Raw genomic sequence first — 11,309 nt, forward strand, 5'->3', positions numbered from 1 at the left:
CGTTCCAGCGGTTCAAGTATCGCTAGCGGTGCGCGCGTCGTCTGTAGGTCTTTTGGGGGACATTTTCCGGGCTCAGCCGGAGAATCCACCCCAGCCCAGATCCCGGCGCAGGGGGGAGCGGAGCCCGCGCTGCGAGATCTCCCACCGCGAGCGCCGGGTCTCATCGGCGCGTGCGTCCTCGGACTCCTCCACGTAGCCGGTCGTGACGACGGCGATCACCGCGGCGAGTTCTTCCTCGGTGGGGTGTCCGCGCCGAACATCCACCCTCAGACCGGGGGCAGGCTCAGCGGTCACAGGGGGATGTTCCCGTGCTTCTTGGGCGGCAGGCTGGCACGCTTGCCGCGCAGCGAACGCAGCGCCTTCGCGATCGCGACACGCGTCTGGGCGGGCTCGATGATGCTGTCGAGCTCGCCGCGCTCTGCCGCGAGGAAAGGCGACGCGACGTTGTAGGTGTACTCGTTCGCGAGCTTGGTGCGGACCGCGGCGACGTCTTCGCCGGCCTCTTCGGCGCGCTTGAGTTCGCCCCGGTAGAGGATGTTGACTGCGCCCTGACCGCCCATCACGGCGATCTCCGCGGTCGGCCACGCGAGGTTCACATCGGCGCCGAGCTGCTTGGAGCCCATCACGATGTACGCGCCGCCGTAGGCCTTGCGGAGGATGACCGTCACGAGCGGCACGGTGGCCTCCGCGTAGGCGTACAGCAGCTTCGCACCGCGACGGATGACACCCGTCCACTCCTGGTCTGTGCCCGGCAGATAGCCGGGCACGTCGACGAGCGTGACGATCGGGATGGAGAAGGCGTCGCAGAACCGCACGAAGCGGCTGGCCTTCTCGCCCGCGTCGATGTTCAGCGTGCCGGCCATCTGCGACGGCTGGTTCGCGATGATGCCGACCGAGCGACCTTCGACGCGACCGAAGCCGATCATGATGTTCGGTGCGAACAGCGGCTGGACCTCGAGGAACTCACCGCCGTCGACGATGTGCTCGATGACCTGACGGATGTCGTAGGGCTGGTTGGCCGAGTCGGGGATGACGGTGTTGAGGAAGCGGTCCGCATCCGTCGTCTCGAACTCGAACGCGCTCTCGTACGTCGGGATCTCGGCCATGTTGTTGTCGGGCAGGTACCCGAGCAGCGAGCGGACGTAGTCGATCGCGTCGTCTTCGTCGTCGGCCAGGTAGTGCGCGACCCCGGAGCGTGAGTTGTGGGTGTGGGCGCCGCCGAGTTCTTCCATGCCGACGTCCTCGCCGGTGACGGTCTTGATCACGTCGGGGCCGGTGACGAACATCTGGCTGGTCTTATCGACCATGATGACGAAGTCGGTGAGGGCGGGGGAGTACACCGCGCCGCCGGCCGCGGGGCCCATGATGATCGAGATCTGCGGGATGACGCCGGATGCGGCGGTGTTCAGCCGGAAGATCTCGCCGTACTTGCCGAGGGCGACGACGCCTTCCTGGATGCGGGCGCCGCCGGAGTCGAGGATGCCGATGCAGGGCATGCCGCCGCGCAGGGCGAACTCCATGACCTTGATGATCTTGTCGCCCGCGGCCTCGCCGAGCGAGCCGCCGAAGGTGGAGAAGTCCTGCGCGTACACGGCGACCGTGCGGCCGTGGATCGTGCCGACGCCCGTGACGACGGAGTCGCCGTAGGGGCGGGACTTGTCCATCCCGAACGCGGTCGTGCGGTGACGCACGTACTCGTCCATCTCGACGAAGCTGCCGTGATCGACGAGCATCTCGATGCGCTCGCGCGCCGTCAGCTTGTTCTTCGCGTGCTGCTTCTTCTGGGCGGCGTCCTCGGCGTCGAGAACCGCTTCCTGGTAGCGCTGGCGCAGATCCGCGATCTTGCCGGCGGTGGTCGAGAGGTCGGGGGTGTCCGTCACGCGTTCCACCCTATCGGCGGGGATGCCGGCGGCCTTGGAGGGTGGGCACAGCGGTTGGCCGGATCCGCTGTGCGCATGCTCCGCGCCGGTGGGGGGTGGGTGCGGGGGTGGGTGCGGGGGTGGGGGTGCGGGGTGGGCGGTGCGTGAGTCGGTCGGGGCGTGCAGCGCGGGACGAGTCGCGGCCGAGATGAGGGGATTCCGCCGAGATGAGGGTGCGTGCGCCGCATCCGCCCTCATCTGGGTAGATCATCCTCATCTGAGGAGGCTCCGGATGCGGATGCGGATGCGTGGTGTGAGGAGCGGGTGCGCGGTGCGGAGCGTGAGGTGCGTCGCGTGCGCGGTGCGCGACGAGTCGCGGCTGAGATGAGGGGATTCCGCCGAGATGAGGGTGTGTGCGCCGCATCCGCCCTCACCTGGGCGGATCATCCTCATCTCGGGAGGCATCGGATGCGGATGCGGATGCGGATGCGCGGTGCGTGATGTGAGGAGCGGGTGCGCGGTGCGGAGCGTGAGGTGTGGCGCGCGACGATTAGCGGCCGAGATGAGGGGATTCCGCCGAGATGAGGGTGCGTGCGCCGCATCCGCCCTCATCTGGGCAGATCATCCTCATCCCAGGAGGCGCCGGGAGCCGTGACCGGATGCGGATGCCGCCCGCAGGGGCGCCAGATGCAGGCCCTGCGCCATCGCGTCGAGAACCTCCCGCTCCATCTTCTCGGCGACGTGGACGGTCTCGAAGTAGTCGTATCGGAATACCGTGCAGCCGAGCAGGCGGAGCGTGCGATCGTGCGCGAGGTCGCGACGGCGTTCGGCGGCCTGGTGGAAGGAGAGTCCGTCGAACTGCAGCACCAGATGAGTGCCGACGAGACCGTCGACATCGTGTCCGGCGAGCCGCACCTGCTGGCGGACGGGCACCCCCGCGCGTCGGAGCCGTGCGACGCCGATCGTCTCCACCCCGGAGTCCGAGAGGTCCTCGACCTCGGCGCTGAGAGCACGCGCCCGCGTGCCGGGCCAGGTGACGGCCGCAAGATGCTCCGGTGTCGCGATGCCCCGCGCGACGGTGGATTCCCACGCCGCTCGCGCGTGATCGAGCGGCTGGCACACGGCGATCGCGGCCAGGACGTTCTCGATCGGCTCGACCAGCGAGCGCGGATGGGCGGGAACGATGGGCCGGGCGCGGTGCACGCGGAGGCCCTCGACGCTCGCGCTCGCGTGCGGCGGCAGCCAGAGGTGCGGGCCGGAGGGTTCATCCGATACCCACACATTCCGGACCGCCGCGGCGCTGACGCACGTGAGTCGCGCGCCCCGTGACGCCGCCGCGCGGATGGCGGCATCCGCATCCGGATCGACGACCCACTTCCGGCGGAGCAGCAGCAGCCCCTCCTCGGACACCGCGCGGCGGATGCGGTCGGCGGACCACCCCGCATCGACGAGATCGCCGCGATGGATGTAGCCGAGCGGATGCAGACGCGCGCGAATCGACATCGCCCCAGCCTGCGTCGTGCAGGCCACCCGGAGACGCGCTGCACAGGCGCGATGCGGCAGGGTGGCGCCGGGGAGGACCAGTGGGCGGCGTGCGATCCGGGCGCGGACGACCTCCGCGCCGTCGGGGACCGAGGCGAGGCGCCCCGCCGAGCGGAGGGGTTTCCGCCGAGACGTGGGCTTTTGCGCCGCATCCTCCCTCGCCTCGGCAGATCATCCTCATCTCGGCGAGTGGCGCGGCGCATCTCGGCGAGTGCCGGCCCGCGGCGCGGCGCGCACCTCGGCGCAACCCCGCGAGCGGCGCGCCGCGCGAGCACTACGCCCCGCCCATCGCGGCGTGTCAAGTCGACACCACCGGATGCGGCCGCGCGTAGGGTGGGCGCCATGTCGATCCCCGCCGAGGGCTTTCCGCTCGCCGCTGCCATCAGTCCGCGTCTGCAGGTCGTGGAGACGACCGATTCGACGAACGCGGATGTGGTCGCGGCGGTCGTGCAGGATGACGCCGGATGGCCGCACCTCGCCGCTCTGCTCACGACCGATCAGCGGCATGGCCGCGGCCGCCTGGACCGCACCTGGACGGCGCCCGCGGGCACGGCGCTGGCCGTGTCGGTCGTCGTGCGCGTACCCGGGATTCCGGCGCAGGCGCGCGGCTGGGTGCCCCTGATCGCGGGCGCGGCGATGACCCGGGCGGTCGCCGCCCAGCTCCCGGAATCGCACGACGTGGGACTCAAATGGCCGAACGACGTGCTGGCCGGCGGCGGCAAGATCTCCGGCATCCTCGCCGAGGCCGTGCCGAATCATCCGGACGCGATCGTCATCGGTGCGGGCGTGAACACGCGGATGCCGCAGGCCGACCTGCCGGTGTCCACCGCCGTGTCCTTCGAGGTGCTGGGGCGAGCCGCCGACGATGACCGTCTGCTCGCCGACTATCTTTCTGCGCTCGACGAACTGCTCCAGAAGCTGATCGCGGCAGGCGGAGACGCCACCGCATCCGGGATCCGAGACGAGATCACGCGGATGTGCACGACCATCGACGCGCGGGTCCGGGTGTCGATGCCCGACGACACCGTGCTCGAGGGACGCGCCGATCGCCTCGACGAGGCGGGCCGGCTGGTCGTCGTCACCGGCGGCGCCGAGGTTGCCGTCGCCGCCGGCGACGTGACCCACGTCCGTCCTACCCCCTGACCTCGGCCGATGGGGCCCATCCGAGCGGCAACGAACACGCACCGATCGACGTCGCCGTGCGTGTGCTGCGACGCGGTGTCGGTGGCGCACGTCAGAATGAGGGCATGACCCAGCCGACCGGTCTCGGCCTGTCCCGACCGCTCACGCCCGCGCCCGGCGTTCCGACGCCCGAACGCCGCATCGTGCGCACGCGGCATCATGCGCGCCGGCTCACCTGGTCGGCGCTGATCCTGATCGCCGTGGCCGGTGCGGTCGGCTTCTTCTACAGCAACCTGCCGTCGCCCTTCGAGGACTGGATGCTGCTCACCGCCGCGGGCGTCGTGGTCTTCCTGTTCGTGCTGCTGCCGTTTCTGGTCTGGTGGTCGCACACGTACGTCATCACCACGCGCCGCGTGATCGAACGCTCCGGAATCCTCCGACGTCGGGGGCGTGAGCTCACCCATGTCCGCGGTTACGCGATCACCGAACGCCGCGGAATTCTGCAACGCATGTGGCGGACCGGTTCGCTGAGCCTCGACGACGGGGTGGAACGCCCTCTCGTCATCCGCAACATCCCGCACGTCGCGCTCGTGCACGAGGTGCTCGTCGACCAGGTCGAGGTGAACCAGATCCTCGCCCATCGCGACGGGCAGTCGCTGCCGCCCGCGCCGCCCCTTCCCGGGCGTTAGGCCGGCACGACGCGGCGCCGAGAACACGGCGGAGCGGTGTGGGGGAGAATGGCCGGGACGAAAGGGAGTCGCATGACCGTGCGTGTCGGTGTGGTGGGCGGAGGACAACTCGCCCGGATGATGATCGCCCCGGCGGTCGAACTCGGACTCGAGATCCGGGTGCTGGCCGAGCAGGAGGGGATGTCCGCATCCCTCGCCGCGACCCAGGTCGGCGACTACCGCGACCTCGACACCGTCCGGGCGTTCGCCCGTGAGGTAGATGTCGTCACGTTCGATCACGAGCACGTGCCGCAGGACGTGCTGCGTGCGCTCGTCAGCGAGGGCGTCGCGGTGCACCCCGGGCCCGACGCGCTGCAGTTCGCACAGGACAAGCTCGTCATGCGGGCGCGACTCGCCGAACTCGGGATGCCGCAGCCGGACTGGGCCGCGGTCACATCCGCCGACGAATTGCAGGTCTTCCTCGACGCCCACGGCGGCCGCGCCGTCGTGAAGACGCCGCGCGGCGGCTACGACGGCAAGGGTGTGCGGGTCGTCAACGCCGCGACCGAGGCCGACGACTGGTTCGCCGCGCTCGCCGAAGACGGGCGGGGCGGTGCGCTGCTCGTCGAGGAGCTCGTGGAGTTCACCCGCGAGCTCGCGCAGCAGGTGGCGCGGCGCCCGTCCGGTGAGATCGTCGCGTACCCCGTGGTCGAGACGGTGCAGCAGGGCGGCGTCTGCGCCGAGGTGGTAGCACCCGCCCCGCGCGCCGGCATCCGGCTCGCTCAGGTGGCCGAGCGCATCGGTATCGCGATCGCCGAGGGCCTCGGCGTCACCGGGATGCTGGCGGTCGAGTTGTTCGAGACGGTCGATGATCGTGTGCTGGTCAACGAACTGGCGATGCGACCGCACAACAGCGGCCACTGGACCCAGGATGGCGCCGTGACGAGCCAGTTCGAGCAGCACCTGCGTGCCGTGCTCGACCTGCCGCTCGGCGACCCGTCGGCGCGTGCGGACTGGTCGGTCATGATCAACGTGCTGGGCGGCCCGTCGCAGGGAACCCTCGATGGCCGCTTCGCCGACGCGATGGCCGCGCACCCGCGGGCGAAGATCCACACGTACGGTAAAGCGCCGCGCCCGGGCCGCAAGGTGGGGCATGTCACGGTGACCGGCGACGACCTCGACGACGTCGCGTACGAAGCGCGCGCCGCCGCATCCGTCTTCCTCGACTGAACGCGAAGCAGGCGCGGATCGATGCGGGTGCGCGCCGTTCCCGCGAACACACAGCACTGCGGCCTACCCTGAACGGGTGACCCGGCCACTGCATTCCTCCGACGCGCCTCTGGTCGGCGTCGTGATGGGTTCTGATTCCGATTGGCGCGTCATGAGCGCGGCCTCCGAGGCGCTGACCGAGTTCGGCGTGCCGCACGAGGTCGAGGTCGTTTCCGCCCACCGCACGCCCGACAAGCTGCACCGGTACGGCCGTGATGCGCGCGCCCGCGGACTCAAGGTCATCGTCGCCGGAGCCGGCGGCGCTGCGCACCTTCCCGGGATGCTGGCATCGGTGACGCCGCTGCCGGTCATCGGTGTGCCCGTGCCGCTCGCAACTCTCGACGGACTGGATTCGCTTCTCAGCATCGTGCAGATGCCGGCGGGGATTCCGGTGGCGACCGTGTCGATCGGCGGCGCGAAGAACGCGGGGCTGCTGGCCGCCCGCATCCTCGCGGTCGCGGACTCCGCGCTCGCGGATCGCATCGAAGCGTACGCGCGGGAGCTCGAAGACGTCGTCGAGCAGAAGAACCAGCGTCTGAAGGATTCCCTGTGAGCGTGACGAGCGCCGCTCGTCCGCGCGGTGCCGGTGCTTCATCGCGGAGCGTCGTCAACCCGTATCCGCTCCGCTATCCCGACAGCTCGTCGCGCGCGGGCATGACGCGCCGCGCGTGGTGGCTCGTCGGGATGAACATCCTCGTTCCGGGGTCGGCGCAGGTTCTCGCCGGTAATCGGCGTCTCGGTCGCATCGGTCTCGGTGCGACGCTGTTCCTCTGGGGCGTCGTGATCGTCGGCGGCGCGATCGCGCTGCTGTCGCCGAGCGCGATCATCGGGATCGCTGCTGCGACGTGGATTCCGGAGTGGCTGAGCGCGCTCCGCAGCCTGCCTCTTCTCATCGCTCAGGGGGTGCTGCTGCTGTACGGCGTGCTCTGGGCGGTGCTCACCATCGACACGCTGCGGCTCGTGCGGTTCGTGAAGATCGAGCCGTGGGCGCGGATCGGCACCGGAATCGTCGCGATCGTCGTGATGGTGCTGAGCACCGGCGGCGCCGTCTACGCGTCGAACGCGACGGGGGCCGTCCGCGACACGCTCAGCTCCGTCTTCACCCAGTCCGGCCCCGCGATCCCGCCGGTCGACGGGTACTACAACATCCTGCTGCTCGGCGCCGACAGCGGCGAGGGGCGCGATTCGATGCGCTTCGACAGCATTTCCGTGGTCTCCGTCAACGCCGACACGGGCGCCGTCAGCATCTTCGGCATCCCGCGCGACATGCCGAACTTCCCCTTCGCTCCGGGTCCGATGCAAGACAAGTACCCCGACGGTCATGAGAGCCACGACAGCAAGACCTGCGGCTGGGGGAGTGGCATCAACCAGCTCCGCACCGAGGTCGAGGTGTGCCAGGACGGCAACGAGCTGTATCCGGATGCGGTGGACAACGGCTCCGAGCCCGGTGTCGAGGCGACGAAGGACGCGGCCGAAGGCATTCTCGGCATCGAGATCCCGTACTACGCGTTCATCGATATGGATGGTTTCGCGGCGCTCGTCGATGCCCTCGGGGGTGTGAACATCACCGTGACCGAGCGGCTTCCCGAGGGTGGCGGCCCGGCGTACGCGGGGCAGCCGGCCGAGGACTGGGCCATCGGCTGGATCGAGGCCGGCGAGCAGCACATGGACGGCAACACCGCGCAGTGGTATGCCCGATCTCGGTACACGACGAACGACTGGGATCGGATGCGGCGCCAGCGCGAACTGCAGGAGGCGATCCTCGCGCAGGCGACGCCGGCGAACGTCCTGACCCGCTTCCAGGAAGTCGCGACGGCCGGGCAGCACCTGGTCAAGACCGATATTCCGCAGTCGATGCTCGGCTACTTCGTCGAACTCGCGATGAAGGCGAAAGAGCAGCCGGTCACCACGGTCGAGATGACGCCCGCGACGGGGATCGACGATCGCAACCCCGACTACGCGCACGTGCAGGAGCTCGTGCAGCAGACGCTGCATCCGGTCGCGGCAACGGAGACTCCCGCGGGCTGAGTGATTTCGTCCCTCTGCGGTGTCTCTCAGGGGCGGCGGACGGGTGCTCGTTAGTCTCGGAGGGTGACCGTCTCTCTGCGCGTGGTGCTCGACCAGCTCGTCGACGTCGTCGACGCGGACGTGGCGGAGGCCGAAACGCAGATCGCCCGTGCACTCGTGGCTACCGCGCCCCGGGGCTGCGTCGTCGAGGCGATCGTGCCGGCCGGGTCGGAGGGATCGGTTCCGGATGCGGCGGCCGTCGCCGAGGTGACGAAGGCGCCGCTCACGCGTGCCAAGCTGTCGGCCGCGTGGCAGCTCGGGATTGCCCCGGGCCTGAATCGCGGGCTCATCCACGCGCCCTCGCTGATGGCGCCCCTCGTGCGGCACGACCGTGTGAACGACAACGATCAGACGGTCATTACGGTCTGGGATCTGTGCGCGTGGGAGGTGCCGGACGCGATGCCGCGGGGCGCGGTCGCGTGGCATCGGTCGATGGTGAAGCGTGCGGAGAAGTACGCCGATGCCGTGATCGTGCCCGCCCACGCTCTTGCCGAGCGGCTCTCCGAGGCATCGCCGAAGCTGCACTCCCGCATCCGTGTGATTCCCGGCGCCGCGCCGCTCGGGTTCGCCGTGCCCTCGGATGCGGTCGGTCGTCGTCGCGAGCTGATGCTGCCCGATGAGCTGATCGTGCTCGCCGGTGGTCGCTGCGATGATGCCGCGCTGGCCGCGGGCCTGGCCGCGATCGCATCGCTGGGCGATGAGCATGCGGTGGTCGTGCTCGATATCGCCGAGGGTGGAGAGTCGCGGGTGGAGGACCTCGCCGCGGCCGCGGGCCTTCGCGCCGAGGTCGTGCATTCGCAGGCTTCGCTGTCGCCCGCGGATCGTGCCGCCGTCTTCGGTGCGGCCCTCGCCGTCGTGGCCCCCTCCGCGTTGACCGCGTTCCCGTGGCGTGTGGTGGAAGCGATGGCGCTCGGGGTTCCCGTCGTCGCGGTCGCGTCGCCGATCCACCAGGAGATTCTGCTCGACGGCGGCTCGCTCGCGCCGGCGGAAGGCCTGGGCGAAGCGCTCGCCGAAGTGCTGTCGACCGACGCGAATCGACGACGCGCATCGGTGCGTGCCGCCGACCGCGGCAAGGCGTTCGCGTGGCGCGACCACGCCGAGCGCGTGTGGGCGCTGCACGCCGAGCTGTAGGAGCGGGCGCCGCTAGGCGAAGTGCTCGAAGAGCCGGCGTCAGACGCGCATCATCGCGACGGCCTCGTGACTCGGCCCGTCAAACACCAGCTCGCCGTCCCGAAGCAGGACCCCTCGGTTGCAGAGCGCCGAGACCATGTCGAGGTCGTGCGAAACGACGACGAGTGTCTTTCCCGCGGCATGTAGCTCGCGGATGCGTGCGAGGCACTTTTGCTGGAAGGGCTCGTCGCCGACCGACAGGATTTCATCGATGAGGAGGATGTCTACCTCGGTGTGGATGGCGACCGAGAACGCTAAGCGAAGAAACATGCCGGAGGAGTAGTGCTTGACCTCGGTGTCGATAAACTTCTCGATCTCGCTGAAGGCGACGATCTCGTCGTAGCGTTCCTGGGTCTCGCGTCGACTCATACCGAGGATCGCGGCGTTGAGGAAGATGTTCTCGCGCCCCGACAGATCGGGGTGGAAACCAGCACCAACCTCGATGAGCCCCGCGACGCGTCCGCGCGTCAGCACGGCCCCCTTGTCGGGACGCAGTACTCCGGAAATCAGCTTGAGCATGGTCGATTTGCCCGACCCATTGAAGCCGAGGAGGGCGACCGACTCGCCCTCGCCGATGGAGAAGGACACGCCGTCCAGGGCATGGAAATCGGTAGTCAGCGGTCGGCGCCGCACCGATGCGAGGAATGTCTCCTTGATGGAGTGGGTGTGGCGGAGCTTGAAATCCTTCCGGACATTGTCGACGACAATACGGGGGACGTCGAGGTCAGAGGTCTTGGGCAAAACGCCCCTCCAATCGGCGGAAGACGATCTGGCCGATCACCATGAAGCCGAAGGACACGGCGGCAGCGATGCCCGCAAAGGTCCAGAGACCTGGCAGGAGCTGACCGCCGGCCGGGTCGAGCGGGTACCAGATTCCGTAGTGGAACAGTTCGATCGCGGGTGTGAGGGGGTTCAACCGATACAGCACGAAGAGCCACTCCGGCACCTTCTGTGCCACCATCTCCCATTGATACATCACCGGTGAGGCCCAGACAGCGCACATCGTGATGATCTCGACGAAGCTTTGAGCGTCGCGGAAGGTGACGTTGATCGCCCCGAACAGGAGCCCTAGCCCCGTTGCCAGCATGGCGACGATGGCGAGCGCCAGGAGGACTGCGGCGATGTGCGCGAGCGAGGGCAGCCACCCGAAGAACAGGGAGATGACGATCAGCACCGCGATCTGCGGGAGCGTGTTCACCGCGGCGATGAGCATGCTCGATACCGGGAACATCTCGCGCGGCAGATAAATCTTCTTGATCAGCGCAGAGTTGTCCACCAGCGAGCGGGTGCCGTTAGAGAACGCCTCATTGAAGAACGTGACGACTGTGTTGCCGGCGAGTAGGTAGATCGGGAAATACTCAACCCTGTCGTTCATCCCGAGAAACACGCCGATGGCCAGGTAGAAGACGACGAACTGGACCAGCGGTTTGACGTAGGACCAGAGCCAACCGAGCACCGATCCCCGGTAGCGGATCTGGACTTCTTTGCGCACGATCAAAGAGAGCAGATAGCGCCTTCGGAAGACGTCGAGGAGTCCACCGGCGCGCCCTGGTTCTTCCATCTGTGGGTGCTGCACAGCAGGCGGAAGTGTCATCGCCCTCCTTGTCGGGTT

The 11,309-nt window shown here is 68.9% G+C and carries 11 protein-coding genes; 6 read left to right on the forward strand and 5 right to left on the reverse strand.

Features of this window, described 5'->3' with window-relative positions; genetic code table 11:
* Positions 1-72: 72 nt before the first annotated feature.
* From LQ938_RS04095 to LQ938_RS04105, 3 genes are all read right to left on the reverse strand, one after another.
* The gene (locus LQ938_RS04095; RefSeq protein WP_223721909.1) at positions 73-294 is read right to left on the reverse strand and encodes an acyl-CoA carboxylase subunit epsilon; all 222 of its coding nucleotides are present in this window, start codon (positions 292-294) and stop codon (positions 73-75) included.
* Positions 291-1,880, reverse strand: a complete 1,590-nt coding sequence (locus tag LQ938_RS04100) for an acyl-CoA carboxylase subunit beta (RefSeq protein WP_223721910.1) — start codon at positions 1,878-1,880, stop codon at positions 291-293. The genes LQ938_RS04095 and LQ938_RS04100 overlap by 4 nt, the downstream gene beginning before the upstream one ends.
* 606 nt (positions 1,881-2,486) lie before the next feature.
* Positions 2,487-3,362, reverse strand: coding sequence for a DNA/RNA helicase (locus LQ938_RS04105; protein WP_223721911.1), 876 nt, complete (start codon positions 3,360-3,362; stop codon positions 2,487-2,489).
* A 381-nt stretch (positions 3,363-3,743) separates the two neighbouring features.
* On the opposite strand from LQ938_RS04105, the gene LQ938_RS04110 reads away from it, so the two are divergent.
* The 6 genes from LQ938_RS04110 (at position 3,744) to LQ938_RS04135 (ending at position 9,658) form a co-directional block, all read left to right on the forward strand.
* Complete coding sequence (locus LQ938_RS04110) at positions 3,744-4,544, forward strand: biotin--[acetyl-CoA-carboxylase] ligase (RefSeq protein ID WP_223721912.1); 801 nt, start codon at positions 3,744-3,746, stop codon at positions 4,542-4,544.
* A 104-nt stretch (positions 4,545-4,648) separates the two neighbouring features.
* Positions 4,649-5,212: a PH domain-containing protein gene (locus LQ938_RS04115; protein ID WP_223721913.1), complete on the forward strand. Its 564-nt coding sequence runs from the start codon at positions 4,649-4,651 to the stop codon at positions 5,210-5,212.
* A 72-nt stretch (positions 5,213-5,284) separates the two neighbouring features.
* Positions 5,285-6,421 (forward strand): 5-(carboxyamino)imidazole ribonucleotide synthase, encoded by a 1,137-nt coding sequence (locus LQ938_RS04120; RefSeq protein ID WP_223721914.1) that lies wholly within the window; start codon positions 5,285-5,287, stop codon positions 6,419-6,421.
* Positions 6,422-6,545: 124 nt separating this feature from the next.
* Complete coding sequence (gene purE, locus LQ938_RS04125) at positions 6,546-7,013, forward strand: 5-(carboxyamino)imidazole ribonucleotide mutase (RefSeq protein WP_223722530.1); 468 nt, start codon at positions 6,546-6,548, stop codon at positions 7,011-7,013.
* Between the two features lie 2 nt (positions 7,014-7,015).
* Positions 7,016-8,488 (forward strand): LCP family protein, encoded by a 1,473-nt coding sequence (locus tag LQ938_RS04130; protein ID WP_223722531.1) that lies wholly within the window; start codon positions 7,016-7,018, stop codon positions 8,486-8,488.
* A gap of 63 nt (positions 8,489-8,551) precedes the next feature.
* Positions 8,552-9,658 carry a glycosyltransferase gene (locus tag LQ938_RS04135; protein WP_223721915.1) on the forward strand — a complete coding sequence of 369 codons (1,107 nt, stop codon included), beginning with the start codon at positions 8,552-8,554 and terminating at the stop codon, positions 9,656-9,658.
* A 39-nt stretch (positions 9,659-9,697) separates the two neighbouring features.
* Here LQ938_RS04135 and LQ938_RS04140 read toward each other — a convergent pair whose 3' ends face one another.
* Positions 9,698-10,438 (reverse strand): ABC transporter ATP-binding protein, encoded by a 741-nt coding sequence (locus LQ938_RS04140; protein WP_223721916.1) that lies wholly within the window; start codon positions 10,436-10,438, stop codon positions 9,698-9,700.
* Positions 10,422-11,291 carry an ABC transporter permease gene (locus LQ938_RS04145; RefSeq protein WP_223721917.1) on the reverse strand — a complete coding sequence of 290 codons (870 nt, stop codon included), beginning with the start codon at positions 11,289-11,291 and terminating at the stop codon, positions 10,422-10,424. Before LQ938_RS04145 ends, LQ938_RS04140 begins: the two co-directional genes overlap by 17 nt.
* Positions 11,292-11,309 lie beyond the last annotated feature (18 nt).

Origin of the sequence: Microbacterium sp. cx-55 (assembly GCF_021117345.1) — a bacterium.
In the GTDB taxonomy this organism is placed as follows: domain Bacteria; phylum Actinomycetota; class Actinomycetes; order Actinomycetales; family Microbacteriaceae; genus Microbacterium.

What these genes read in the sequence shown, in the direction of transcription:
- LQ938_RS04105 (WP_223721911.1), bottom strand. Translation starts at nt 3,362, where the DNA reads ATGTCGATTCGCGCGCGTCTGCATCCGCTCGGCTACATCCATCGCGGC.
- LQ938_RS04110 (WP_223721912.1), top strand. Translation starts at nt 3,744, where the DNA reads ATGTCGATCCCCGCCGAGGGCTTTCCGCTCGCCGCTGCCATCAGTCCG.
- LQ938_RS04115 (WP_223721913.1), top strand. Translation starts at nt 4,649, where the DNA reads ATGACCCAGCCGACCGGTCTCGGCCTGTCCCGACCGCTCACGCCCGCG.
- LQ938_RS04120 (WP_223721914.1), top strand. Translation starts at nt 5,285, where the DNA reads ATGACCGTGCGTGTCGGTGTGGTGGGCGGAGGACAACTCGCCCGGATG.
- purE (WP_223722530.1), top strand. Translation starts at nt 6,546, where the DNA reads ATGGGTTCTGATTCCGATTGGCGCGTCATGAGCGCGGCCTCCGAGGCG.
- LQ938_RS04145 (WP_223721917.1), bottom strand. Translation starts at nt 11,291, where the DNA reads ATGACACTTCCGCCTGCTGTGCAGCACCCACAGATGGAAGAACCAGGG.